The 23241-nt window shown below is 62.8% G+C and carries 26 protein-coding genes; 8 read left to right on the plus strand and 18 right to left on the minus strand.

The genetic code is table 11. From position 1 onward, the window contains the following. Positions 1–21: 21 nt before the first annotated feature. On the minus strand, positions 22–372 hold the full coding sequence (locus tag MF606_RS15410; protein WP_240230232.1) for a hypothetical protein: 351 nt from the start codon (positions 370–372) through the stop codon (positions 22–24). Positions 373–554: 182 nt separating this feature from the next. Here MF606_RS15410 and MF606_RS15415 point away from each other — a divergent pair, with 182 nt between their 5' ends. Continuing rightward, positions 555–1094 carry a sigma-70 family RNA polymerase sigma factor gene (locus MF606_RS15415; protein ID WP_275693091.1) on the plus strand — a complete coding sequence of 180 codons (540 nt, stop codon included), beginning with the start codon at positions 555–557 and terminating at the stop codon, positions 1092–1094. Continuing rightward, the gene (locus tag MF606_RS15420) at positions 1091–1729 is read left to right on the plus strand and encodes a DUF1109 domain-containing protein (protein ID WP_240230233.1); all 639 of its coding nucleotides are present in this window, start codon (positions 1091–1093) and stop codon (positions 1727–1729) included. The genes MF606_RS15415 and MF606_RS15420 overlap by 4 nt, the downstream gene beginning before the upstream one ends. Before the next feature lie 54 nt (positions 1730–1783). Here the strand turns inward: MF606_RS15420 and MF606_RS15425 are convergent, their stop codons facing one another. Together MF606_RS15425 and MF606_RS15430 are read right to left on the minus strand one after the other, a co-directional pair. Continuing rightward, positions 1784–2431, minus strand: coding sequence for a ThuA domain-containing protein (locus MF606_RS15425; RefSeq protein ID WP_240230234.1), 648 nt, complete (start codon positions 2429–2431; stop codon positions 1784–1786). 79 nt (positions 2432–2510) lie between these two features. After that, positions 2511–2975: a GtrA family protein gene (locus tag MF606_RS15430; RefSeq protein WP_240230235.1), complete on the minus strand. Its 465-nt coding sequence runs from the start codon at positions 2973–2975 to the stop codon at positions 2511–2513. Between the two features lie 305 nt (positions 2976–3280). Here MF606_RS15430 and MF606_RS15435 point away from each other — a divergent pair, with 305 nt between their 5' ends. Then, a complete protein-coding gene (locus MF606_RS15435; protein ID WP_240230236.1) occupies positions 3281–4885 on the plus strand; it encodes a bifunctional metallophosphatase/5'-nucleotidase in 1605 nt (534 codons plus the stop codon). A 60-nt stretch (positions 4886–4945) separates the two neighbouring features. Here the strand turns inward: MF606_RS15435 and MF606_RS15440 are convergent, their stop codons facing one another. The 3 genes from MF606_RS15440 to MF606_RS15450 form a co-directional block, all read right to left on the minus strand. Next, positions 4946–5182, minus strand: coding sequence for a DUF2798 domain-containing protein (locus MF606_RS15440; protein WP_240230237.1), 237 nt, complete (start codon positions 5180–5182; stop codon positions 4946–4948). Between the two features lie 149 nt (positions 5183–5331). Further along, positions 5332–5583 (minus strand): GlsB/YeaQ/YmgE family stress response membrane protein, encoded by a 252-nt coding sequence (locus MF606_RS15445; RefSeq protein WP_240230238.1) that lies wholly within the window; start codon positions 5581–5583, stop codon positions 5332–5334. 73 nt (positions 5584–5656) lie between these two features. Then, positions 5657–6166 (minus strand): MarR family winged helix-turn-helix transcriptional regulator, encoded by a 510-nt coding sequence (locus MF606_RS15450; RefSeq protein ID WP_240230239.1) that lies wholly within the window; start codon positions 6164–6166, stop codon positions 5657–5659. 97 nt (positions 6167–6263) lie between these two features. Here MF606_RS15450 and MF606_RS15455 point away from each other — a divergent pair, with 97 nt between their 5' ends. Further along, positions 6264–7049 carry an SDR family NAD(P)-dependent oxidoreductase gene (locus MF606_RS15455; RefSeq protein WP_240230240.1) on the plus strand — a complete coding sequence of 262 codons (786 nt, stop codon included), beginning with the start codon at positions 6264–6266 and terminating at the stop codon, positions 7047–7049. Between the two features lie 142 nt (positions 7050–7191). Here the strand turns inward: MF606_RS15455 and MF606_RS15460 are convergent, their stop codons facing one another. The 6 genes from MF606_RS15460 to MF606_RS15485 form a co-directional block, all read right to left on the minus strand. After that, on the minus strand, positions 7192–8235 hold the full coding sequence (locus MF606_RS15460; RefSeq protein WP_240230241.1) for a Gfo/Idh/MocA family protein: 1044 nt from the start codon (positions 8233–8235) through the stop codon (positions 7192–7194). A 170-nt stretch (positions 8236–8405) separates the two neighbouring features. Further along, the gene (locus MF606_RS15465; protein WP_240230242.1) at positions 8406–9188 is read right to left on the minus strand and encodes a ThuA domain-containing protein; all 783 of its coding nucleotides are present in this window, start codon (positions 9186–9188) and stop codon (positions 8406–8408) included. A 185-nt stretch (positions 9189–9373) separates the two neighbouring features. Next, positions 9374–10378 (minus strand): ABC transporter ATP-binding protein, encoded by a 1005-nt coding sequence (locus MF606_RS15470; protein ID WP_240230243.1) that lies wholly within the window; start codon positions 10376–10378, stop codon positions 9374–9376. Between the two features lie 12 nt (positions 10379–10390). Continuing rightward, on the minus strand, positions 10391–11236 hold the full coding sequence (locus MF606_RS15475) for a carbohydrate ABC transporter permease (RefSeq protein ID WP_240230244.1): 846 nt from the start codon (positions 11234–11236) through the stop codon (positions 10391–10393). Then, on the minus strand, positions 11236–12216 hold the full coding sequence (locus MF606_RS15480) for a carbohydrate ABC transporter permease (protein ID WP_240230245.1): 981 nt from the start codon (positions 12214–12216) through the stop codon (positions 11236–11238). The genes MF606_RS15475 and MF606_RS15480 overlap by 1 nt, the downstream gene beginning before the upstream one ends. 90 nt (positions 12217–12306) lie before the next feature. After that, on the minus strand, positions 12307–13575 hold the full coding sequence (locus MF606_RS15485; RefSeq protein WP_240230246.1) for an ABC transporter substrate-binding protein: 1269 nt from the start codon (positions 13573–13575) through the stop codon (positions 12307–12309). Positions 13576–14066: 491 nt separating this feature from the next. Here MF606_RS15485 and MF606_RS15490 point away from each other — a divergent pair, with 491 nt between their 5' ends. Next, a complete protein-coding gene (locus MF606_RS15490) occupies positions 14067–15086 on the plus strand; it encodes a substrate-binding domain-containing protein (RefSeq protein WP_240230247.1) in 1020 nt (339 codons plus the stop codon). 80 nt (positions 15087–15166) lie between these two features. Then, positions 15167–16003 (plus strand): alpha/beta hydrolase family protein, encoded by an 837-nt coding sequence (locus MF606_RS15495; RefSeq protein ID WP_240230248.1) that lies wholly within the window; start codon positions 15167–15169, stop codon positions 16001–16003. A 38-nt stretch (positions 16004–16041) separates the two neighbouring features. Here the strand turns inward: MF606_RS15495 and MF606_RS15500 are convergent, their stop codons facing one another. Together MF606_RS15500 and MF606_RS15505 are read right to left on the minus strand one after the other, a co-directional pair. Further along, on the minus strand, positions 16042–17025 hold the full coding sequence (locus tag MF606_RS15500) for an aldo/keto reductase (protein ID WP_240230249.1): 984 nt from the start codon (positions 17023–17025) through the stop codon (positions 16042–16044). A 150-nt stretch (positions 17026–17175) separates the two neighbouring features. Then, a complete protein-coding gene (locus MF606_RS15505; protein ID WP_240230250.1) occupies positions 17176–17322 on the minus strand; it encodes a hypothetical protein in 147 nt (48 codons plus the stop codon). Between the two features lie 151 nt (positions 17323–17473). Between MF606_RS15505 and MF606_RS15510 the strand changes: the two genes are divergently transcribed. After that, entirely contained in the window at positions 17474–18367 is an 894-nt protein-coding gene (locus tag MF606_RS15510) for a LysR family transcriptional regulator (protein WP_240230251.1), read from the plus strand. 75 nt (positions 18368–18442) lie between these two features. Further along, the gene (locus MF606_RS15515; RefSeq protein WP_240230252.1) at positions 18443–18835 is read left to right on the plus strand and encodes a YciI family protein; all 393 of its coding nucleotides are present in this window, start codon (positions 18443–18445) and stop codon (positions 18833–18835) included. A 28-nt stretch (positions 18836–18863) separates the two neighbouring features. Here MF606_RS15515 and MF606_RS15520 read toward each other — a convergent pair whose 3' ends face one another. From MF606_RS15520 to MF606_RS15535, 4 genes are read right to left on the minus strand one after another with little or no spacing between them, the layout of a single operon-like run. Then, the gene (locus MF606_RS15520; RefSeq protein ID WP_240230253.1) at positions 18864–19421 is read right to left on the minus strand and encodes a GNAT family N-acetyltransferase; all 558 of its coding nucleotides are present in this window, start codon (positions 19419–19421) and stop codon (positions 18864–18866) included. Between the two features lie 9 nt (positions 19422–19430). Further along, entirely contained in the window at positions 19431–20522 is a 1092-nt protein-coding gene (locus MF606_RS15525) for a DUF1513 domain-containing protein (protein WP_240230254.1), read from the minus strand. 2 nt (positions 20523–20524) lie between these two features. After that, on the minus strand, positions 20525–21592 hold the full coding sequence (locus tag MF606_RS15530; protein WP_240230255.1) for an imelysin family protein: 1068 nt from the start codon (positions 21590–21592) through the stop codon (positions 20525–20527). Continuing rightward, on the minus strand, positions 21592–23103 hold the full coding sequence (locus tag MF606_RS15535; RefSeq protein WP_338084377.1) for a di-heme oxidoreductase family protein: 1512 nt from the start codon (positions 23101–23103) through the stop codon (positions 21592–21594). Before MF606_RS15535 ends, MF606_RS15530 begins: the two co-directional genes overlap by 1 nt. Positions 23104–23241 lie beyond the last annotated feature (138 nt).

The raw sequence follows: 23241 nt of genomic DNA on the forward strand, positions 1-23241 counted from the left end.
ATGCCAGGCATCACTTAAATGTTATTGCGCGGCAGGCGCCATGGCGTCGGCTGGTGCCATCGCATCGGCTGGTGCCATCGCGTCAGCCGGGGCCATCGCGTCAGCCGGGGCCATGGCGTCGGTCTCCATACCCAGCGATTTGATGGCCGCCATCACGTCCATGCCCTGGTGCAGCCCCTGGCAACCGGCCATCGCGGCAGACATGGCTTCCGGGAAGGTGATGGCGGCTGCCTGCTGCGAGCACAGTTCGAAATCGGCGTCGCTGATCGGCGTCAGTGCCTTCGAAGCGCCCATGGCGTCCTCCGCCACGACCGGGGCGGCAAAGGCGATCATGGTGAGGGCGGCGAGTGAAAGTTTGTGCAAATTGTTCATGGATGTCTCCCGATGGATGACCGCGCCGTCGGGGCTCGGTTCATGCCGGGCCATTCGCCGTCCCATCGCCATCCGTTACCGGCTCACGACCTCGTGACCATCATTTCCGCATTGCCCTCTTCGCGCCGCCGCATGTAACCATGACCACACGGGAGACGAATGACCTGATAATGCAGACTGATATGACCGAGATGCGATTGCGCGCATTGATGCTCGCCTCGCTTGACGGCGATGCCGCGGCCTACCGGTCGTTGCTGGCCGAACTCGGCCGCCATCTGCGACCCTATTTCACCCGGCGGCTGACGCCGGCCTTTGCCTCGCACGCGGAGGATCTCGTGCAGGAGACCCTGCTGGCCATCCATACGCGCCGCATGACCTACGACCGCAGCCGGCCCTTCACGGCGTGGCTACACGCGGTGGCGCACCACAAATTCGTCGATCATGTACGCCGCCAATCGATCCGGCTCACCGTGCCGCTGGAAGACGACGCACCGATCTTCGCGCACGACGACAGCGCCGACGCCCTGGCCCGACGCGACCTCGATGCCGTGCTCGACACCATTCCCGAACGGACCGGTGATCTCATCCGCCGCACCAAGGTCGATGGCGCATCGGTTGCCGAAGCCGCCGCCGCCCACGGCATGACCGAAACCGCCGCCAAGGTCTCCATCCATCGCGGGCTCAAGGCCCTCGCCACGCGCTTTGCGGGAGGGCCGAAATGACCGATGACCTGATCGCTCGCCTCGCCGCCGATCTCAAGCCCGTGCGCAGCATGGCCATGCAGCGCCTGCTGCTCGGCGCTGTCCTGCTCAGCGGCATCGTCGCCGTTATCGGGATGACCATGTGGCTCGGCATGCGGCCCGACATGGAGACCGCGCGAACGACCATGATGTTCTGGAGCAAGTTCAGCTACACGCTGGCCGTGGCCATTCTCGGCGGCTGCGCCACGCTGGTGCTAGCGCGCCCGGATGGCCGCACGCGCTGGCCCTGGCTGGCGGCGGTCGGCCTCATCTCGCTACTGCTCATTGGCGCAGCGATCCAGCTCGCCCGCGCCGAACCGGATGACATGATGCCAATGGTCTTTGGCGGCACCGCCATCATCGGCCCGCTCCGCATCATCGTGCTGTCGCTACCCGTGCTGTTTGCCGCGCTGCTCGTGCTGCGCCGCTTCGCCCCCGCCAACCCAACGCTGGCGGGATTTGCCGCCGGCATCATGGCCGGGGGTACGGGCGCCTGGGTCTATTCCTTCGCCTGCGGCGAAAACGGCATGATGTTCGTGGCGCTGTTCTACACGCTGGGAATGCTGATCGTCGGAGGTCTGGGAGCGGTGCTGGGACGGTTCCTGCTGCGGTGGTAGACCCACCGCCCGTCACCCTCGGGCTTGGCCCGAGGGCCCTAACGATCGAGTTCGCTACTCGTCCCGCGCCGCCCAATTCAGGCCTCGGCGCAGGATCGTCGCCATGTTGACGTTCTCGAATTCCTTGGCCTGATGGCCCAGCGTCGAGTGAAACACCCGGCCCTTGCCATGCTTGCGCTTCCACACGACAGGCATGGTGACGCCCTCGATCCAGCTCGCATGCTCGCCGGTAAAGGTCGTTGTCGCCAGCACCTCGTTGGAGGGGTCGACATGCATGTAATACTGCTCGGACGTGTAGGGGAATGACTTGATGCCGGCCATGATGGGATCGTCCGGCTTGGTGATATCGACCGTATAGTCGATGATGTTGCCGGGATGGGCTACCCACTGCCCGCCAACCATGAACTGATACTCGACGGCCTCGCGGAAAGCATCGCTCATGCCGCCATGATGGCCGGCGAGCCCAACGCCACCCTCCACGGCCTTGACCAGGTTCTCTACCTCGGCCTTTTCGATCTTGCTCATGGTGAAGATCGGCACGATCAGCGACAATTCGTGGATCGAAGGATCGGCGAAGGCGCTGGTTTCGGTGGCCGTGCGCACCGAATAGCCATCCTCATGCAGCCAGCGGCGATAGATGGTGGCGCACTCTTCCGGATCGTGTCCCGACCAGCCACCATAGACGATCAATGCGCTCTTCATGCTGCAATTCCCCGCAAATCAAACGGCGCGGAGATTACCTGACTGATCGGTCATTGGAAGCCCATCGGCGGGCAATTCGTCAGGCAGGGACAGGAATGCTCATCTGGCCGCGCGCAAAGGCCCAGCTGCGCAGCACCATAAAGTTGACGCCCGAGGTCAGCACGATGACCAGCATCGAGGCGAACAGCGTCGGCAAGCTCAGGAAGCCATGCACCACGTAGGAGAACAACGCGGCGAGCACCAGCGCCATGCCCTGCACCGCGACATAGCGCGGCAACGCCTGCCAGTGCGACGCATCCGACCCGAACGAAAACCGGCGATGCAGCAGATAAACCGGCAGGATGGTCGCCGCATAGCAGGCCGCGTTGACCTGCCATGCCGCGAAGCCGGTTTGAAGGGAAATCATGATGGTGGAGAGCAGCACGAAAGCCGCCGCGCCCCCTGCCCCGACGACGATGAACGCCAGCAGCCCGCCCAGAAGCGGCGCCTGCGACGCCGGGCGCCGCACATCGCTCATCATCAGGCTTTCGAGGGAGGCACTCATCGCAGGCGGGTTATCCTTGGCGTACTGGGACGATGGGCCATCTTGGCCCAGCCGCCTTTCGCTTACGTTACTCACTGCAAGCTCGTGTGACTGTCTTGCGGCATGGTTGAGACATGTTGAACCCCTGCCGGCGCATGGGGCCTATGAATTTGACCAAAAGGTCCACTATTCACTGTCACAAAACACTGGTTAACTCATGGTTCGCCGTGGCTGGAACGAGCTAGCCCGTTGGGGGATCGCTGCTTTTGCGAGCGCCGGGTGGTCGCGGGGTTTGAACTGCCGTCAAGCAACAAAGGATAACAGGGATGAAAAGATTACTTCTCGGCGCCACGGCGCTTACCCTCTGCGCGGGCTTTTCCAGCGCGGCCTATGCGGATTTCACGCTCAACATCCTGCACATCAACGATTTCCACTCGCGCTTCGACCCCATCACCGGCTCTGATTCCAACTGCGACGCAGAAACCGATGCGGCAGGCGAGTGCTTCGGCGGCATTGCCCGCCTCAAGACCATTATCGACGACACCCGCGCCAAATATGCGGATGGTAATTCGCTGCTGCTGTCGGCCGGCGACAATTTCCAGGGCTCGCTCTACTACACCACTTACAAGTCCAAGGTCGTTTCGGACTTCTTCAACCAGATGGGCTTCGATGTGGTCGCCACCGGCAACCACGAGTTCGATGACGGCCCGGAAGAGTTCATGAAGTTCATCGAGGCGGCCGAATTCCCCATTATTGGCGGCAATTTCGACGTCACCCGTGATCCGAACCTGGCCGGCAAGATCAAGGGCTCCTTCGTCATCGAAGTGGGCAGCGAGAAGATCGGCATTATCGGCGCCACCACGGAGGACACGCCCGAGATCGCCTCGACTGCCGATATCGAGTTCCACGACGTCATCCAGTATGTCCGCGGCGCATCCGAAGCGCTGGACGCCGCCGGCGTCAACAAGATCATCCTCCTGAGCCATATCGGCTACACCGTGGACCAGCAGGTCGCCGCAGCGCTGCCGCTGGTCGACGTCATTGTCGGCGGCCACAGCCACACGCTGCTGAGCAACACCGCCGAAGGCGCCGCCGGCCCCTATCCGACCATGGTGACCAACCCCGACGGCGTGGAAGTGCCGGTGGTGCAGGCCAACCAGTATGGCAAGTATCTGGGCGATATCGCCATCACCTGGGACGACAATGGCGTCGTCACCAAGGCCGAAGGCGAACCCTTCCTGATCGACGCGTCCGTCAAGGGCAACGAAGACTTTGCCGGCCAGCTGGCTGCGCTCGCCGCCCCGATCGAAGAAGCCATGGGTGAGGTGATCGGCACCACCACCGGCCCGATCGACGGGGCCCGCGAAAGTTGCCGCGTCGTGGAATGCCAGATGGGCAATCTCGTTGCCGACGCCATGCTCGACCGCGTCAAGGACCAGGGCGTGACCATCGCCTTCGCCAATGGCGGCGGCTTGCGCGCGTCGATCGATGCCGGCGAGATCACCAAGGGTGAGGTCGTCACCGTGCTGCCCTTCTCCAACACTCTCGCGACTGTCGACATTTCCGGTGCCGACGTGATCGAGGCGCTGGAGAATGGCGTCAGCGATATCGAGAACGGCGCTGGCCGCTTCCCGCAGGTCGCTGGCCTCAAATACTCGTACACGCTAGCCAATCCGGCCGGCGAGCGCATCAGCGACGTGATGGTGCTGGTTGGCGGTGACGCCTGGGCACCGATCGACGAAGCCGCCACCTACACCATCGTCACCAACAACTATGTTCGTGGCGGCGGCGACGGCTACGGCACCTTCGCCGAAGGCGATAATGCCTATGACTTCGGCCCCCCGCTCGAGGAAGTGCTGGCCGACTACATCGCCAAGCTCGGCGGCGAATACACGCCCTATACGGACGGCCGCATCACCGTCATCGAGTAAGGCACGAGCCATCGGAATACGAAAGGGCGCCCAGCTGGGCGCCCTTTTTGTTATCGCGACCTAGGCCTCGACGATCAGGCCCACAATGCGCCGCACTGCCGGCATGACCAGCAAGAGCACGGGAAAGGCTACCAGCCACGACAACATCCAGGCCGATGGCCACATAGCCAGGACCTCGGGATTGAGGCCCTGCGACCGCACCAGGCTGATCGCCGACACGACGCAGGTCATCAGCAGCGACAGAAGAAGCGGCGTAACGATGCCGCCATAGCGTTTGGGAAGTTTGCCTCTGGGCATGTCAGTCTCCGTAAGACGCCAATCGCATTCATGCGCACATGCTGCCGATTGGCAGATTGCGCGTTGATTGACGTAAACGCTTACGGAGCTTCATGCGAAGCACGGCTGGCTCATGCCACGCCGCTGACATCGAGGCAAGGCCGAACGGACTAAGCGCGCCTTGCGATCTGGCCCCAGGCGAGCAGGATGATCACCGCGCCGACGATGGCGCCGATGAAATTGGCCCCGTCGCCCGGACCATACCAGCCCACGGCCTGACCCAGCCAGGTGGCGAGCACCGAGCCGATGATGCCCAGCACCGTCGTCAGGATGAAGCCGCTCGGCTTCTTGTCGCCCGGGGTGATCCACTTGGCGATGAGGCCGGCGAAGAAGCCGATAATGATGGCCCAGATGATACTCATAGTGACGCTCCGATTACCTTGTGCCTTGAATAATCGGTATGCGCCGCAATGGTTGCAAGAGCCGAGGCTCGCTCTATTCGGTGGCCGTTCCCTCGATGGTCTTGCGAAAATCCGGCGAGGCGACCCGGTTGGCCAGGAGACGCAATTGCTCTGCGGCCCCTTCCCCCAAAGCCATCTCGATGCGCCGATTGGCCTTGCCCCACAGGGCATACATCCGCCGCGTCTGCCGCAGCCCCTCTTCCGTCAGCGCCGCCCGCTTGATGCGCCGGTCGGCACTATCTGGCGCCACGGTGATCAGCCCGTCGCGCATCAGCGGACGCAAGGCATGGGTCAGCGCCGATATCTGTATAGCAAGGCGCTTGGACAGGGTCTGCAAGGACGGCCCTACCTCGCCCGGCGCACCGCCCAGCTCATGCAGTTGCGCCATGAGCAACGCCTGCGCCGAAGTCAGGCCCACCGGTGACAACGCCTCGTCATAGAGCTGGGTCAACTGCCGTGCTGCCCGGCGCAGCGAGGTATGCGTGCAGGCGAGCGCATCGTAGGGCTCCACTGCGTCTGCTTCCGAACGCGCTTTTCCGGCCATGCTGAATCTCCAGCCCTTAAAATAGTTGAGTACATCACTATTGACAAGTCAGGCACGGCTCCGCAGATAGTTGAGCACTCAACCAAAAGAGATCGTCATGTCCACTTCCACTGCGCTGATCACTGGCGCTTCGTCCGGCATCGGCGCTGTCTATGCCCGGCGCCTTGCCGCCCGCGGCTATGATCTGGTGCTGGTGGCCCGCCGCGCCGACCGCCTCGACGCCCTCGCGACCGAGCTGTCACAGGACCACGCCGTCACCGTGCGAACGCTCGTCGCCGACCTGACCGAAGAGGCTGGCCTGGCCAGGATCGAAGACCTGTTGCGCACCGGCACCATCGACATGCTGGTCAACAATGCCGGCTCCGGCCCGATCGCCTCTACCGCCGACCTGTCGGACGCTGACGCCGCGGCCACGCTCAAACTCAATGTCACCGCGCTGATGCGCCTTACGCGCGCCGTCTTGCCCGGCATGCGTGCCCGCAGCCACGGCGCCATCGTCAATGTCGGCTCCGTCATGGCCTTCCACGCCATGCCGATGACATCGCTCTACAGCGCCACAAAGGCTTTCGTGCTGACCTATAGCCGCGCCATCCAGCAGGAAGTGCGCGATGCCGGTATCAAAGTCCAGGCGGTTCTGCCGGCCGGCACAGTGACCGAATTCTACGACACCGCCGGCGTTCCAATCACAGCTTTCGATCAGTCGGTGTTCATGACAGCCGAGCAACTCGTTGATGCGGCGCTGGTCGGGCTCGATCGTGGCGAGGAGGTTACGCTGCCATCCGTGCACGACACCGCACTCTGGCAAGCCTATGACGATGCCCGCGCTCAGCTCTTCGCCGGCACCCAGAACGGCTCTCCTGCCAGCCGATATCTTCAGACCTAAATTTCCGAGGCCTTCGACCATCTCATTTGGACCACGACGTCATTCCCGCGAAAGCGGGAATCCCACTTACCAAACAAGGGAGATTCCCGCTTTCGCGGGAATGACGTCGCGGTGAAAACCCGCGTCACCGCGGGCTTTCTATTTACACCTTGTGCTCGGTCCGGTCCCGGTCGGTCACGACAGACATATCCAGCACCTTCTGGATGTTGGTGGCGTGGCGGAAGCTGGGTTCGAGGTTCGCGCCGCTGCGGAAAGCTTCGACGAACCGCATGTAATTGGTCGGCACCGGATCGACCGCAACCTCGGTCCAGGTGCCCGTCTCGGCATCGGCGCCAAGGCAGGTGAAGAGCTTGGACCAGTCATGACGATGCTGGATTTCGACCGATCCCAGCTCGCCATAGATGCGCAGGCGCAATTCGTTGAAATGCCCGGTGGCCCAGCGCGTCGCATGGATCACGCCCAGCGCGCCATTCTCCAGCTGCGCCGTCATGGCGAAGCTGTCATTGGCGTCGAGATCGTATTCGCCAATTTTGTTGTTCTCGGCCTTCTCGAAAGTCTCGAGGCGGCAGAACACATTGGAGAAATCGCTGCCGGCGCCATAGGCTGCGAAATCGAGGATATGCACGCCGATATCGCCCAGCACGCCATTGGAGCCATGCTTCTTGGAGAGGCGCCACAGCCACTGCGACTCGGTGCGCCAATCGCCCCAGGCCTTGGAAACCAGCCAGCTCTGCAGATAGCTCGCCTCGAAGTGCTTGACCTTGCCGACCTGCCCAGACTGCACGATCTCGCGCGCTTTCTGCAGCTGGCTCACATTACGATAGGTCAGGTTGACCATATTGATCAGCCCGGCAGCCTCGGCGGCCTCGGTCATTTCCATGGCCTTGGCGTGATCGGTCGCCAGCGGCTTTTCGCAGAACACATGCTTGCCGGCCTTGATCGCTGCCATCGTCGTCGGATGGTGGATCGAATCCGGCGTCACATTGGCGATGGCGTCGAACTCGCCCCAGGCCAAAGCCGCGTCGAGCGAGCCAAAGCCGCGCTCGATATTATGCGTCTTGTTGAACGCATCGACCCGCGCCGGATCGACGTCCACACCACCGACCAGGGTGACGCCCTCAATCGCTGCAAAGTGTTTGGCATGCTGATTGGCCATGCCACCGGTACCCAGAATGAGCAGCCGCATTTTCGTATTTCCTAAGGCGGCACCCTATGGTCCGCGATGTTTCAACAAACTCGATGTCATCCCGGTCTTGAGCCGGGGGCCCATCCAAGATTCCAGTTCGCCGCACCATCTCGGGATGGACCCCGGCCTTCGCCGGGGTGACACCGTGGATGGGAGAGAACTGCGAAGGACTACCGGAAGCCTTCCTCACGGCCGTGATGCAGCTTGGGACCGCGCTCTTCGATCTTTTCCAGCGCCTCCTCGACCGGCGTATTCGGCGCGTCGAGCAGTTCGGGATGCTGGTTGGAATTGTAGGCCCAGTTGACCGCATTGCGCAGCACGAGGCCGACCGTGTCGTCGTGATAGGTCGGATAGGTCTCGTGACCCGGACGGAAGTAGAAGATATTGCCCGCGCCCCGACGATAAGTGAGACCCGAGCGGAACACTTCGCCGCCCTGGAACCAGGAGACGAACACCGTTTCCAGCGGCTCCGGCACGCTGAAGGGCTCGCCGTACATTTCTTCCATTTCGAGCTCGAAATAGGCCGGCAGGCCCTTGGCGATCGGGTGGCCCGGATTAGTGACCCACAGGCGCTCGCGTTCGCCGGCTTCACGCCAGTGCAGCGCGCAGGGCGAACCCATCAGGCGTTTGAAGATCTTGGAAAAATGGCCCGAATGCAGGACGATCAGACCCATGCCTTCCCACACCCGCTTGGCAATGCGCTCGACGATCTCGTCTTCCACCTGGCCGTGAGCCGCATGGCCCCACCACACCAGCACGTCGGTATTGGCCAAAGCCTCGACCGTGCAGCCATGCTCGGGCTCCTGCAGCGTCGTGGTCTTGGTCACGATATTGCTGTCGGAGGAGAGCAGCTTGGCGATCTGGTTGTGCATGCCGGTGGGATAATTGTCGGCAACGATCTTGTTCTTCTGCTCGTGGACGTTTTCGCCCCAGACCAGGGTACGGATCGGCATTGGTAGTCTCCTATTGAAAGACGGCCTGGCAGGGGGAGTTGCCGGCCATTCCTGCTGCTTTCTGCGTCATTCCCGCGAAGGCGGGAATCTCCCTGTCTCGGTGAAGGGGGATTCCCGCCTTCGCGGGAATGACGCAGTTGTTGATATCGGCGGCGGCCCTTAAGGCCGCCGTGTGCTTGATGACCTCAGATCGGCTTGCCGGCCGCGTCGAAGCGGTGGATCTTGTCGGCCATGGGCGAGATATGGACCGTGTCGCCGCTTTTGTAGCTATTGGCGCCTTCGAGGCGAACCACGACCGGCTCTTCGGTGCCCATTTCGAGATAGACATAGCTATCCGCGCCGAGATTTTCGGTATGGATGACCGTGCCGCTCCAGGTGCCATTATCGGGCACGATGGTGATATGTTCGCCGCGGATGCCCAGGGTATGGGCGTTGTAGGCCGTAGCCTTGTCGCCGGCGATGAAGTTCATCTTCGGCGAACCGATAAAGCCGGCCACGAACACCGAATTGGGGTTCTCATAGAGCTCCATCGGCGTGCCCACCTGCTCTACCAAGCCGTCACGCAGCACGCAGATGCGGTCGGCCAGCGTCATCGCCTCAACCTGGTCATGCGTCACATAGATCATCGTGACGTTGTTCATCTCTTCATGCAGCTTGGCGATCTCGATACGCGTTGCCACGCGCAGGGCAGCGTCGAGGTTTGACAGCGGCTCGTCGAACAGGAACACCTTGGGATCGCGGGTGATGGCCCGGCCGATGGCGACGCGCTGGCGCTGACCACCGGAAAGCTGCTTGGGCAGGCGGTCGAGATACTGCCTGATCTGCAGCATGTCGGCGGCCTTTTCCACGCGCTGGCGGATTTCGTCCTTGCTGTGCCCTTTTTCCAGGGTCAGCCCGAACGCCATGTTGTCGTAGACCGTCATGTGCGGATAGAGCGCGTAGCTCTGGAACACCATGGCTATGCCCCGCTTGGATGGCGCCAGCGCATTGACGATCTTGCCGTCGAACAGCATCTCGCCCGAGGTAATGTCCTCAAGACCCGAGATGAGGCGGAGCAAGGTGGATTTGCCGCAGCCCGACGGGCCCACGAACACCATGAACTCGCCCTTGCGGACTTCCAGGTCCACACCCTTGATCACTTCCACGGCGCCGAAGGCCTTGCGGACGTTGCGAAGCTCGATGCTTGCCATTGTTGTTCTCCCTTAGCCCTTCACACCGCCGGCGGTCAGGCCGGACACGATCTTGCGCTGGAACACCAGCACCAGGACGACCAGCGGCACGGTCACGATGACCGAGGCCGCCATGATGATGCCCCACGGAATTTCATACTGCGAACCGCCCGACAGCAGCGCGATGGCCACCGGCACCGTGCGGGTATCGTTGGACGAGGTGAACGTCAGGGCGAACAGGAACTCGTTCCACGCGCCGATGAAGGCGAGCAGGCCCGTCGTCACCAAAGCCGGCCACATCAGCGGCATGAACACCCTGGTGATGATCACCCATGGGCTGGCCCCATCGACGATCGCCGCTTCCTCGATCTCGACCGGCAGGTCGCGCATGAAGGTGGTCAGCACCCAGACGGTGAAGGGCAGCGTAAAGATGGTGTAGCTGAAGATCAGCGCCCAGGGCGTATTGTAGATGCCCAGCGCCCGGATCAACTCGAACAGACCCGACAGCACCGCGATCTGCGGGAACATCGAGACCGCCAGGATCACCATCAGCAGGAAGCCACGGCCACGGAACCGCACGCGGCTCAGGGCGAACGCTGCCGTCACCGCCAGGAACAGCGCCAGGATCACCGTGACCGAGGCCACGAAGATCGAGTTCAGCAGGTTGCGTGGAAAGCTGCCCTGGCTGAACACGGCCTGATAGTTATCGAGGCTGAACGATACCGGCCAATAGGTGACGCGGAAGATATCGGTGCCCGACTTAAGGCTAGTCAGGATCGCGTAGTAGAACGGGAAGACGCTGACCACCACGATGAACACTACGGCCGCATAGAACAGCGTAGTCTTGATGATCTTCCAGAGATCGAATGTCGCGGTCATCAGCGGTCTCCCCCGTCGAACCGAACCTTGCCCAGCCAGATGTAGAGGATGGTGAGGATGGCGATGATCAGGAACAGCAGGGTCGACATCGCCGACCCGTAAGCGAACTTGTCGAAGTCGAAGAGGTTCTCGCGCGCCAGTACCGACATGGTCTTGGTGGCCGAGCTGTTCGGCGTCAGCACATAGATCAGGTCGAAAATGCGCAGGGCGTCGAGCAGGCGGAAGATGATTGCCACCATCAGCGCCGGGCGGACCAGCGGCAGGGTGATGCGGAAGAACTGCTTGACCGGATGCACGCCATCGATCTCGGCGGCCTCATAGATATCCTTGGGCACCATTTGCAGGCCCGCCAGGATCAGCAGCGCCATGAACGGCGTCGTCTTCCAGATATCGACGATCAGCACGGCCTGCATGGCGGTTTCTGCCGTTGCCGTCCAGGCGACCTTCTGGCTCAGCAGCCCCAGGCGCAGGCCAAGATCGTTGAGAATGCCGAACTGGTCATTCAGCATCCAGCTCCACATCTTGGCCGACACGATAGTGGGAATGGCCCAGGGGATCAGGATGGCGGCGCGAACAATGCCGCGGCCCTTGAACTCGGCATTCAGCACCAGCGCCACCAGCATGCCCAGAACCGCTTCCAGGCTCACCGAGACCACCGCGAAGCGCAGCGTATTCCAAACCGCATTCCACCAGGCCGGATCGGCCAGGAGGCCACGATAGCGGACGGCGCCGCTATCGAGCACCTGCACGCGCAGATAATTGCCGAAGCCAATCCACTCAGCGCCATTGAGGTCGTTGAGGGAGGCGTCGGTGAATGAGAAATAGATCGAACGGAGGAGCGGCCAGCCGGCCACCACGGCAAGAGCGATAAGCATCGGCAGCAGGAACCATCGTGCGGCGCGCACGCGCTGCCGCATCAGCTCCGATTTGATCTTGCCGCCAGTTGCCGCGACGGGCGCAGCCATCACATCTGTGGCCATTTTGGCCTCCTCCCCATTTTTTAACCATCATTGCGCAAAGCGGGCGGCTGGGGAAGCCCAGCCGTCCGCCTGCATGGGCGCTGGGAGGACTTACCAGGCGTCGCCCTTCAGATCCGTCAGGTCGGCCTCGAGGCCTTCCAGGTTTTCAGCCGCAGTGCCGTTACCCGACAGGGTGTTGTGCACGGCGCTCCAGAACAGCGAGGAGACCTCGTTGTACTTGATCTTGGTCGGCGCGGACGGGCGCGGCACGGCGTTCTGGAAGATTTCCTTCCAGTTGGCCATGAATGGCGAAGCGGCCAGCACGTCGGCGTCGTCATAGAGCGCTTCGATGGTGGGCAGGTTCGACTGGTTGATGGCGCGTTCCTTCTGCACTTCCGGCGAGCTCAGGAACAGGGCGAGCTTGATCGCCTCTTCCGGATCGGGCGAGTACTTGGAAACGGCAACGTTCCAACCGCCCAGCGTTGCGGCGGAGCCGGCACCTTCGCCGTCACCGGCCGGGAGCGGAGCCACGTCGAACTTGCCCTTCACGGCAGAGTCGTCGCCATTGCCCAGTGCGTAAGCATAGGGCCAGTTGCGCATGAACACCGAGTTGCCCAGCTGCCAGACGCCACGGCTTTCTTCTTCCTGGTAGGCCAGGTTGCCTTCGGGAGAGATGGTGCCGATCCAGGTCGCGGCGCGATCGATAGCGGCAGCAGCCTGCGGGTTGTTGATCGAGATAGTGCCATCGGCTTCCACGATCTGGCCGCCGCCGTTCGACTTCACCCATTCGAGGGCATCGCAGGTCAGGCCTTCATAGGCATTGCCCTGGAACACGAAGCCATACATTTCGGCATTACCGGCAGCACGCTCAGCGTCCATGATTTCCTGGGCAGTGGCAGCCATTTCGTCCCAGGTGGTCGGAACGGACTTGCCGTACTTCTCGAGCAGGTCCTTGCGATAGAAGAGGGCTGGAGCATCGGTGAAGGCCGGCAGGGCAACGAGCTTGCCGTCCACGGTCTGCGACTCGATGATCGAGGGGAAGTGGTTGCCCACGACGTCCTTGGCGGCGTCGGTCAGGTCGAGGAACTGGTCGGCGAGCTGGGGAGCCCAGATCACGTCGGTCTGGTACACGTCGATATCGGCATTGCCGGCAGCGAGCCAGAGCTTGTACTGGCCGAACTGGTCGGAGGTCGAAGACGGCATCGGCACCACGGTCACGGTATTGCCGGTTTCGGCTTCGAACTTGTCGAGCTGGGTGCGCAGGAATGCCAGGCCATTGCCCGTATCGCCCGACACGATCGACAGTTCAGCGGCCTGGGCCGAGCCCACAACCAGCGTCACGCTCGTCAAGAGGCCGACGAGCAGCGTGTTGATTTTCATTAGATATCCTCCCGAATGAACCAATAGTCGGGAAGGCATGCCGATCCGGCCTGCGCATCTGCGCCGGCCTCAAGCAGGCTCCTCCCTCAAAAGCACCTCGTTTGGCGACTGTTTCGCCAACATTCCAAAGCGCTTTGAATGAAAAGGAACCAGAGCGCCGAATTTCTGTCAAGCGCTCAGTCGTGTCAATTTTAACGAATTTTTCGCGCTCATAGATTTTTCTATTTTATTTCAGTTAGTTACGGCACCTCGAGTTTCGCACTTCTAAACAAATGGGGGTTTTTAGCTGACGTACGCACCTCAGAAATGGGCGTCGAATTTCTGCTCTTGCATCAAAATTTGAAATCGCTTTGAATGAATGGCGGAGGAGAAAGCAGGAACCGCTGTTCAAGGCGGCCTGCCTGCCCTAAGGCGGAGTTTGACCGGGTACGCGACTATGGCGTGCGGCCCTGAAGCGTTGGTCATGCCGTGCCGCAGGGCGAGTAGCAGCAATGAGACTGAAGGATCTGGCCGAGCATCTCGGCCTGTCGCAAACCACGGTCAGCCGCGCGCTCAATGGCTACCCCGAAGTCAATGAGACAACGCGCCTGCGCGTCGCCGAAACGGCTGCCCGCCTCGGCTACCGACCCAATGCCAGCGCGCTGCGCCTGGCAACCGGGCGCGCGGGCGCTATCGGCCTCGTGCTGCGCGGCGCCGACGAGCTGGGCCCGCATATGAGCGAGTTCATGGGTGGCATGAGCGGGCGAATGAGCGCCGAGGAAATCGACATTCTGCTTATCACCGTGGACACGTTGCAGGATGAGATGGCCGCCTACCAACGGCTCGCGGCCAGCCAGAAGGTCGATGCCATCGTGCTCCAGTCGCCTACGCTCAACGACGTCAGGGCCGAGCTGCTCCTGGACCTCAAGATACCTTTCGTGCTGCATGGCCGAACCAATATAGGCCGTCCGGTGGCGTGGATGGATATCGACAATACCGGCGCCGTCGAGCGCGCCACCAGCCACCTGCTCGATCTCGGCCACCGCCGCATCGCCCTGCTCAACGGCATCAAGGGCCGCACCTTCGCCGAGCATCGAGAGATTGGTTATCTGGCCGCCCTATCCGCCCGCGGCGTGGCCTTCGATCCCGCCCTGATGAGCAATTCGGTGTTCACTGACGAAGCCGCGTTCCGCCTGGCCCAGGCCATGCTGGAACTGCGCCCCCGCCCCACCGCCTTCCTCGCCGGCTCGATGATGACGGCGCTCGGCACCTTCCGCGCTATCCGCCAGGCCGGACTGCTGCTGGGCCGCGACGTCTCCATGATCGCGCATGACGACGTGTTCCCCTATTTGAACGCCGACAACATGTACCCGTCCATGTCGACGACACGCTCCTCCATCCGGCAGGCCGGCATACGCATCGCCGAGCTGCTCCTGCAGATTCTGGGCGGCAAACCCGTCGACCAGATCCATGAACTCTGGCCAGTGGAACTCGTCCTGCGCGAAAGCTCCGGCCCCGCGCCCCAGTCCTAGGCTTCCAGATTGTCGGATTTCTTCAATCTCGCCGGAATGACCCTTGCTACAACAGGCTCATCAACCCGAGGAGACCTGACATGACCACCATCGCCACCAAGATCGTCGCCACCTCCCTGCTGGCCCTGGCCATCAGCCAGCCCGCCCTCGCGGCCGAGACCATCGTGACCCTCGACCAAGGCGTCGTCGGCACCCTCTCCGTGCCGGAAGGCGGCGCCACGGGCCCGGCCGTCGTCATGCTGCATGGCTTCGCCAGCTCCCGCGACGAAATCGGCGGCATCTTCGCCGCCCAGGCCGCCGCGCTGGCCGAGGCCGGCATCGCCTCGCTCCGCATCGACTTCCGCGGCTATGGTGACAGCGCCCCGGACACCGAAGCCTCGGTCACCATCGACCGCATGCTGGAGGATGCCGGCATCGCCCGCACCTATCTCGCCGACATTGACGGCGTGGACGCAGATCGCGTCGGCGTGCTGGGCTACAGCTTCGGCGCCGCCATCGCCATGTTGGACCAGGAGAATTATCCGGCTATCGCCGTCTGGGGCCAGATGGGCGATCTCAAGGGTGAGTTCCTCGAATTCCTCGGGCAGCCGGCCTTCGACACCGCCCGTGCCACCGGCAATTTCACCGTCGACCGGGGCTGGCGCGTCATTTCGCTCGATGCGCCCTTCTTCGACAGCGTGGAAAAGCACGATCTGGCCGCCGCCTTTGCCGGCTATGACGGCCCCTTCCTGACCCTTGCCGGCGCCGACGACCCGGCCACCGGCTACTTCGAGCAGTATCTCGGGCTCGCCGCCGGCCCCAAGACCTCGGTCGTCATTCCCGCCACTGACCACATGCTGGGCGTCTATAGCGAGCAGCCCGAAATCGCCGCCGACGTCATCGCCCAGACCACGACGTGGTTCGGCGACAGCCTCTGAGTAAGGCAGGGAGCGCGGTCCGCCGCGCTCCCTAAAGCCTAGATGCCCACCCGCTTCATCATCGCCTCGGGATAGCGCGCCCCTTCGATGCGGATATTGGCCGTTTCGATGGCGCTGAAATCGTCAGCGGTCAGCCTTACGTCGAGCGCGCCGATATTCTCCTTGAACCGCTCCAGCTTGCGGGTGCCGAACAGCGGCACGATCCAGGGCTTCTGCGCCAGTATCCAGGCCAGCGCCACCTGCGCAGGACTGGCGCCATGCCGCTCGCCTATGCCGCGCAGCAGATCGATCAGCGCCTGGTTGGCCTCGCGTGCATTCTCGGCAAAGCGCGGAATCTGGTTGCGGAAGTCGCTGCTGTCGAACTGCGTTGTCGCATCGATCTTGCCGGTCAGAAACCCCTTGCCCAGCGGGCTGAACGGCACGAAGCCAATCCCCAGCTCTTCGAGCACCGGCAGGATTTCCGCCTCCGGCTCCCGCGTCCATAGCGAGTATTCGCTCTGCAGCGCCGTCACGGGCTGCACTGCATGCGCTTTGCGGATCGATTGCGCTCCCGCTTCCGAAAGCCCAAAATGCAGCACCTTGCCCTGGCCGATCAGGTCCTTGACCACTCCGGCCACGTCTTCCATCGGCACATCAGGGTCGACGCGGTGCTGATAGAGCAGGTCGATGCGATCAGTCCGCAGCCGCCTAAGGCTCCCTTCGACCGCCGCACGGATATGGTCGGGCTTGCTGTTCACCCCGCCATGATGGACGCCGGTATCGGCATCGATATCGAACCCGAACTTGGTGGCAATCTTGACTCGGTCTCGCACCGGCGCAAACGCCTCGCCCACCATTTCCTCGTTGCTGAACGGGCCATAGACCTCGGCGGTATCGAAGAAGTCCATGCCGCGATCGACCGCCGTCCGTAGGAGCGCAATCATTTCCGGGCGATCGGGAATCTCGCGCGCCTTGCCATAGCCCATTGCGCCAAGCGACAGCGCCGAGACTTCCAGACCATTGCCGAGTTTGCGCTTTTGCATCTGCTTTCTCCTCAAGCTTTCCGAATTGTTCTGCTGAAATTGTCCAGACTGATCATGTCGGGCTCGGGACCGCCGCGCACACCTGTATCGAGTGCGTCGATCGTTACCAGCTGCTCCGGCGTCAGCGTGAAGTCGAAGACATCGAAATTCTCAGCGATACGCGCAGGCCTTACCGATTTCGGGATCACCGAGCGCCCCTGTTGCAGGCCCCAGCGCAGCCGACGGCGTCTGAAACACGCCGAAGCCGAGCGCCGGCATTTCAATGCCATTGTTCAAGGTGAGGTTCGGTATGGTCACTGACATCTCCTGCACACTGCGATTGCCTTGAACTTAGGAGCAGGTCACCCGGCTGATTAGCTGCCCGCAGCAGCATGAGCCTATGAACTGCGCTCATCAATGGCGCGAAAAATCCGTGCTGCCTGGCTGCGCGAATGATATCCGTTCATGAATGGAACGCGAAAACATCTCCGATCTCATCGCCTTCATCGCGGTCGCTCGCGAGCGCAGCTTCACCCGTGCGGCGGCGCGCCTGGGTGTGTCGCAATCGGCGCTGAGCCACACGATGCGACGTCTGGAAAAACGTCTCGGGCTGCGCCTGCTCTCCCGCAGCACCCGCAGCGTTGCGCCTACCGAGGCCGGCGAACGCCTGCTGCTGACGGTCGCGCCACGTTTCGAGGAAGTCGCCGCCGAGCTCGAAGCGCTCACAGAACTGCGCGAGAAACCGGCCGGCAGCATCCGCATCAGCGCCGGCGAGCATGCCGTCAACAGCGTGCTCTGGCCCCGCCTCGATGGCTTCCTGCGCGAGTTCCCCGACATCCGGGTGGAGATCAACCAGGAGAATGCCCTCACCGATATCGTGGCCGCTCGCTATGATGCCGGCGTTCGCCTCGGCGAACAGGTGGCCCGCGACATGATCGCCGTGCGCATCGGCCCGGATTGGCGCATGTCCATCGTCGCCACATCAGGTTATTTCGCCGATCATCCGCCGCCACAAACGCCCCACGACCTCTCCGACCACACCTGCATCAACCTGCGCCTCGATAGCTATGGCGGCTTCTACGCCTGGGAATTCGATAAGGACGGGCAACGGCTCAACGTGCGGGTCGAGGGCCAGTTGGCCTTCAACAGCACCCGCCCCATCCTGGCGGCCGCCCTTGCTGGCCACGGCGTGGCCTGCGTCCCGTTCGACCTGGCCGCTCCGCATATTGCGAATGGCGCGCTGGTCGAGGTGCTGGCCGAATTCTGCCCCAGCTTTGTCGGCTACCACCTCTACTATCCCAGCCGTCGCCAGGGCTCACCGGCTTTCAACGCCCTGGTCGAAGCCCTGCGCTTTCGGACTTGAGGAATTTTCTCGCATAACCCTGTCGATCCCCGGCGCCCGCGACCGACTAGGCTCATTCGATAGGGAGAAAGCACCATGAACTACCTCTGCATCATCTACGCCCAGGACGGCGGCCCCGCCCTCAGCCCAGAGCAGGGCACTGCTATTGGCGACGGTTGCATCGAACAGGACCACGCGCTGTTCCTCGCCGGCAAGCTGGTGATGGCCAGCCCGCTGCAAAACCCGAGAACGGCGGTCAGCATGCGCTACAGCAACGGCGTGGCTTCACGCACCGACGGCCCCTATGTCGAGACCAAGGAATTCATCGCCGGCTTTATGGTGATCGTGGCCAACGATATCGAGGAAGCCATCAGGATCGCAGCCGAAGGCCCGCTGGAAGGCATAGCCAATTTCGAGATCAGGCCATTGCTCGACGAAAAGCACAGCAAAACCGGCCAGGACCGCTCGTTCTTCTTTCAGCGCGACTAGGCATATGGGGCTCCTCGGAGGGGCGCCCTCATTCCATGCGATCGCCGGCCAGGCGCCCGAACGTGCGGAAATCGTGGAAGGCGTTCTTGAACCACGCCTTCTGCCGAAGCGTGCCCTCATACTGGAAACCGGATTTCTCCAGAACCCGATCCGACGCCGCATTTCCCGGGAGGGTCCAGGCCTCGATCCGGTTCAGCGAGAATTCGCTGAACCCGCATTGCGCCACAGCCCTCACCGCCTCGGTCATGAAGCCCTGCCCCCAATAATCCGGGTGCAGCTCGTAGCCGATAACAGCCCATTTTGAGGCCTTGTCGATCTCATTGAACCGAATGATGCCCATGAATGCTTCCGAGCCCCCGTCCTCGATGATCCAGGCACAACCGCGTCCGGTTCCAAAGACCTTGCCCATCCATCGGGTTACGCGCTCGGTCCGTGCCTTTGCCGGCGCATCCGGCCAGTTCGAGTAGCGGGTGATTTCCGGGATCGAAAGCAATTGGTGGAAAGCGACGGCGTCTTCGACGCGCGGCTGGCGCAGGCGCAGACGCTCCGTCTGCAGCAGCGGAAATTCCTTGGTCTTCGCGGCCATCGGCTTGCTTCACCCCACTCGCAGCATGTGGTTGTCGAACAGGAATTCGAATTTTTGCTGCTGTCGATCCGCGCCGGCAATCCCGATCATCTCACCCAGACCGCTGGTTGCCACGAAGCCTGCACCATCGGCGGCCAGGCCGCAGCCATTGCGCAATGTTTCGACCAGCACCGGTCGCCCGCCATCGGCATCGATCGCCACCAGCAGGTCACCCTCGGGCGACGAGACCGCTACCGTGCCGCCGTCAGCCGACATGGCCACCGAGCCCACGTAATTGCGCAGGTCGCGCAGCGTATCCGTGGGCAATTCGATCAGACGGATTTCACCATCCAGCGTCGCATAGCCGACCAGTTGCGGGCTTTCGCTCGGGGCGCCCTTGTACTGGCAGCCGAACCACACCCGCCCGCGCATATCGATTGCCATGTGGCGGATCGAAAGCTGATGCAGCCCCGCCTCGAGCCGCAATTGCCCCACCAGCCTGCCGTCGCGCCGGTCGATGAACACCACCGAGGGGTCCATGGTTTCGAGGTTGAGTTCGGTCCGTCCGAAATCCGGATGCGTTTCGATGCCGCCATTGGCCACCACGAACGTCACGCCATCAGGCATCAGCAGCATTTCATGCGGCCCGGTACCATAGGTGGGAAACTCGCCGATGCGGCGATAACCGTCCGTCGCGTCATAGATGCCGATCACGCCCCGCGCCGCCTCGAAATCACTCTCGGTGGCATAGAGCAGCCGTCCGTCGGGCGAGAACACGCCATGCCCAAAGAAGTGCCGCCCCGCGATACTGGTGAGCGTCACCGGCGCCTCACGCCCCGATGGGTCGAACACCAGCGCGAAAGTTCCCGGTTGCCGCGCGAACACCACGCCCCGGCCCGCCTCTTGGCTGATGGTGATATCGTGCCCGCGGTCCGGCAGGTCGATGGCGGCGATCAGGTCACCCCGCTCACCCAGTAGCACGGCGCCATAGCCGCCGGCGGTCGTCTGCACGGCACTGGCAAAAACCAGCTCGCTCCGCTCCAGCGCCAGCACCTGCCGGGGCATCAGGCTTGCGGCAAAACCGGCTCCCGCTGCCTTAAGGAACGCCCGCCGCTGCCACATGCTCAGTCTCCGTCGAGCGAGGAAAAGCCCACGCTCAGCCCCAGAGCCGCCGAAAGCTGTTCACCCAGCATCGTCTGTAGCGACCCCGTCACCAGCACCAGATAGCTCAGCGCAAACGCCTGCTTCTCATCCGCCACCGCCTGCTCCACCGGCAGCGTCACGATGTCGAGTGCGCGGATGGCGTTGCGGAATTCGAAATCGATCGAGTTATCCAGCCCCCGGTCTTTCTCCGCCACGGCGCGCGCCACGCCCGACAGTGCAATCAGCTTGCGCATGCCATCGACATTGGCGCGAAGCATTTCCATGGTCAGGCCCGAGCGCCAGAACAGCGCCTGCTTCGGCTTGGCCGCAGCGTCCTCGCTGGCGATGAACGGGTTGATCCGGGTGTCGCGCATCGCCTCGACCCCATGCGAGACGAGCCCGACCAGTTCCTCCATGCCCTCGATATCGCTGCGATAGTCGGCATAAGCGGCGTTCGGCGCCATCAGGTGATCCGCTATGCCGTCGGGCACAAACCAGCCAGCCGCCAGTTCGCCGGCAATCTGTGCGATATTGGCCGCCACCGCCCGTCCATAGGCGCAGCGAAATGCTCCCTCGGGGCCAAGCAGCGTTTCCGCGCCAGTGCCGAACAGCACATATTCCAGCGCGCCAAACCCCTGTGCCGCCACGCTCTTGTCGCGCAGGCTGGTGAGCGTCGTCGCCGTCTCGTCCGCCTCGGCAAGAATGGCCTGCACCTGCTTGAGCCCGATGCCCCGCCGATCCGGCCAGAACAACAATCGGTCGACCCGGTTATCCTCCATCAGCGGCCCCACCCGCAGAAACTCTACCCGCCCATAGGCCAAAGCCGCCTGGCGGAACTGCCCGGTGACGAGCGTCAAGGTGCTGGTCGAGGGCACCGTGCAAAGCGCGTTCATCGCAATGGACAGGCCGTTCGCGCGGCTTTTGAATTCCAGCATGCCCGGCCGGATCACCTGCTCAACCGCGGCCCGCAACACCTGCGGCGGCGTGGTCGCCTGTCCCAAGGCAGGAGCGGCACACAGCATCATCAGCAGCACGATAAGGAGGCGCATCAGAGCGATTCCAGAAAGGCGACGAGATCGTCGCGGGTCGATTGGGACATCTTCGCGAAAGCGTCGCGCGCGGCCTGCGCCTCCCCACCATGCCACAAAATGGCCTCGACGAGGTTGCGAGCCCGTCCATCATGGAGGAAAAATGTGTGGCCCGATACGGTTTCGGTGAGGCCGATGCCCCAGAGCGGCGGCGTGCGCCACTCATAGCCATCGGCCAGCCCCTCCGGCCGGTGATCGGCCAGTCCCTCGCCCATGTCATGCAGCAGGAAGTCCGAATAGGGCCAGATCAGCTGAAACCGTTGCGCCGGATTTTCCGCATCCCGGCTGGTCACGAATTTAGGCTGATGGCACGAGGCGCAGCCCGCGCTATAAAACGCCTGCTTGCCCGCCAACACGCTGGGGTCGCCGACATCGCGCCGCTCCGGCACGCCCAGCGTCTGCGAATAGAACGTCACCAGATCGAGCACCGGATCGGGCGCTTCTGAGGCGCCCAGCCGCGCCTGCTCGCCGGTTGGCATGGCGAGGCATTCGGGCTGGTTCTCGGTGCAATCGCCATGTGGCAGATTGTTGAGCGGCGTCGAAATCCCGATATCGCCGGCAAAGGCGGCCGCTGACTGGCTGCGAATGGTAGCCATGCCGGCCTTCCAGCCGAACCGCCCCAGCATCACTGATTGGCTCACCGGCTCGATCGTCCAGTTCGGCCGCCCGGAAATTCCGTCGCCGTCGAGATCGTCAGCATCGGCGAGAGCAAGGATATCCTCGGCCGGAACCTGCTCCACCAGGCCCAATCCGATCATCGGATTGGCGAGGCGCGGCGACAGCATCACGTCATCCGCCAGTGGCCCATAGGCCAGGTCGGCCACCGAATAGGTCGGCTCCCGTAGCGTCACAACCGTGCCATCGCCCAGCGTCACCGGCACATCCTTGTAATCGATGACCATCTGCCCCTCGGCCTTGAGGCCCGGCACGGCGAAATCCTGCAATTGCGTGCCATAGACCGGATCGCCCACCTCGCCGGCAATCACCCCATCCATGGCCAGTCGTGTGTCATTCTGGCCCGGCGGCACCGACAGCCGCAGGAACATCGACACATTCTCCGCCTGCCCCTCGAATGGCGGATGCCCGCGTCCATCCTTGATGTGGCAACTCTGGCAACCGCGCGCGTTGAACAACGGCCCCAAGCCATCCGACGCCTGGGTGGAGCTCGGCGACGAGACCCAGATCTTGCGGAACAGCGCATTGCCCAGCTTGAACTGCTCTTCCTGCTCGAAGCTCAGATTGTCGAGGAAGTGGCTGAACGAGTCGGCATTGACCGCTTTGGTCGTGGTCCCCGCCCCTGCGGGCTTACCTTCGAAATTCTCGGGCTTGGAAAAATCCGTCGTCGGCGCCGTAACGGCCCTGACCCGCGCCAGGTCTTCCGGCGTCAGGTCAGCCCGCACCGCTTTGTCCTGCGCAAAGACCAGCCCACCGGCGAGCAGAGCGACGAGAACAAGGGTGAGGCGGGTTTTCATGGTCATTCTGCAAAGCTGCGGCGCGGGCGCGAGGACCTCCCTACATCGTCCTCCCACTGGAACTCCAGCTCCATCGTCATTGCCCGGCTCGTCCGGGCAATCCATCTAGCCGGCAGAATGGATCACCGGGACAAGCCC

The organism is Devosia lacusdianchii, assembly GCF_022429625.1.
GTDB lineage: Bacteria > Pseudomonadota > Alphaproteobacteria > Rhizobiales > Devosiaceae > Devosia > Devosia lacusdianchii.

Coding starts and splice junctions, on each gene's coding strand:
- MF606_RS15485 (WP_240230246.1), bottom strand. CDS start 13,575: ATGAAAATCAACACGCTGCTCGTCGGCCTCTTGACGAGCGTGACGCTG.
- MF606_RS15480 (WP_240230245.1), bottom strand. CDS start 12,216: ATGGCCACAGATGTGATGGCTGCGCCCGTCGCGGCAACTGGCGGCAAG.
- MF606_RS15515 (WP_240230252.1), top strand. CDS start 18,443: ATGAACTACCTCTGCATCATCTACGCCCAGGACGGCGGCCCCGCCCTC.
- MF606_RS15535 (WP_338084377.1), bottom strand. CDS start 23,103: ATGAAAACCCGCCTCACCCTTGTTCTCGTCGCTCTGCTCGCCGGTGGG.
- MF606_RS15460 (WP_240230241.1), bottom strand. CDS start 8,235: ATGCGGCTGCTCATTCTGGGTACCGGTGGCATGGCCAATCAGCATGCC.
- MF606_RS15500 (WP_240230249.1), bottom strand. CDS start 17,025: ATGCAAAAGCGCAAACTCGGCAATGGTCTGGAAGTCTCGGCGCTGTCG.
- MF606_RS15520 (WP_240230253.1), bottom strand. CDS start 19,421: ATGGCCGCGAAGACCAAGGAATTTCCGCTGCTGCAGACGGAGCGTCTG.
- MF606_RS15490 (WP_240230247.1), top strand. CDS start 14,067: ATGAGACTGAAGGATCTGGCCGAGCATCTCGGCCTGTCGCAAACCACG.
- MF606_RS15430 (WP_240230235.1), bottom strand. CDS start 2,975: ATGAGTGCCTCCCTCGAAAGCCTGATGATGAGCGATGTGCGGCGCCCG.
- MF606_RS15420 (WP_240230233.1), top strand. CDS start 1,091: ATGACCGATGACCTGATCGCTCGCCTCGCCGCCGATCTCAAGCCCGTG.
- MF606_RS15525 (WP_240230254.1), bottom strand. CDS start 20,522: ATGTGGCAGCGGCGGGCGTTCCTTAAGGCAGCGGGAGCCGGTTTTGCC.
- MF606_RS15465 (WP_240230242.1), bottom strand. CDS start 9,188: ATGCCGATCCGTACCCTGGTCTGGGGCGAAAACGTCCACGAGCAGAAG.
- MF606_RS15530 (WP_240230255.1), bottom strand. CDS start 21,592: ATGCGCCTCCTTATCGTGCTGCTGATGATGCTGTGTGCCGCTCCTGCC.
- MF606_RS15450 (WP_240230239.1), bottom strand. CDS start 6,166: ATGGCCGGAAAAGCGCGTTCGGAAGCAGACGCAGTGGAGCCCTACGAT.
- MF606_RS15440 (WP_240230237.1), bottom strand. CDS start 5,182: ATGCCCAGAGGCAAACTTCCCAAACGCTATGGCGGCATCGTTACGCCG.
- MF606_RS15455 (WP_240230240.1), top strand. CDS start 6,264: ATGTCCACTTCCACTGCGCTGATCACTGGCGCTTCGTCCGGCATCGGC.
- MF606_RS15475 (WP_240230244.1), bottom strand. CDS start 11,236: ATGACCGCGACATTCGATCTCTGGAAGATCATCAAGACTACGCTGTTC.
- MF606_RS15495 (WP_240230248.1), top strand. CDS start 15,167: ATGACCACCATCGCCACCAAGATCGTCGCCACCTCCCTGCTGGCCCTG.
- MF606_RS15425 (WP_240230234.1), bottom strand. CDS start 2,431: ATGAAGAGCGCATTGATCGTCTATGGTGGCTGGTCGGGACACGATCCG.
- MF606_RS15435 (WP_240230236.1), top strand. CDS start 3,281: ATGAAAAGATTACTTCTCGGCGCCACGGCGCTTACCCTCTGCGCGGGC.
- MF606_RS15415 (WP_275693091.1), top strand. CDS start 555: ATGACCGAGATGCGATTGCGCGCATTGATGCTCGCCTCGCTTGACGGC.
- MF606_RS15510 (WP_240230251.1), top strand. CDS start 17,474: ATGGAACGCGAAAACATCTCCGATCTCATCGCCTTCATCGCGGTCGCT.
- MF606_RS15410 (WP_240230232.1), bottom strand. CDS start 372: ATGAACAATTTGCACAAACTTTCACTCGCCGCCCTCACCATGATCGCC.
- MF606_RS15445 (WP_240230238.1), bottom strand. CDS start 5,583: ATGAGTATCATCTGGGCCATCATTATCGGCTTCTTCGCCGGCCTCATC.
- MF606_RS15470 (WP_240230243.1), bottom strand. CDS start 10,378: ATGGCAAGCATCGAGCTTCGCAACGTCCGCAAGGCCTTCGGCGCCGTG.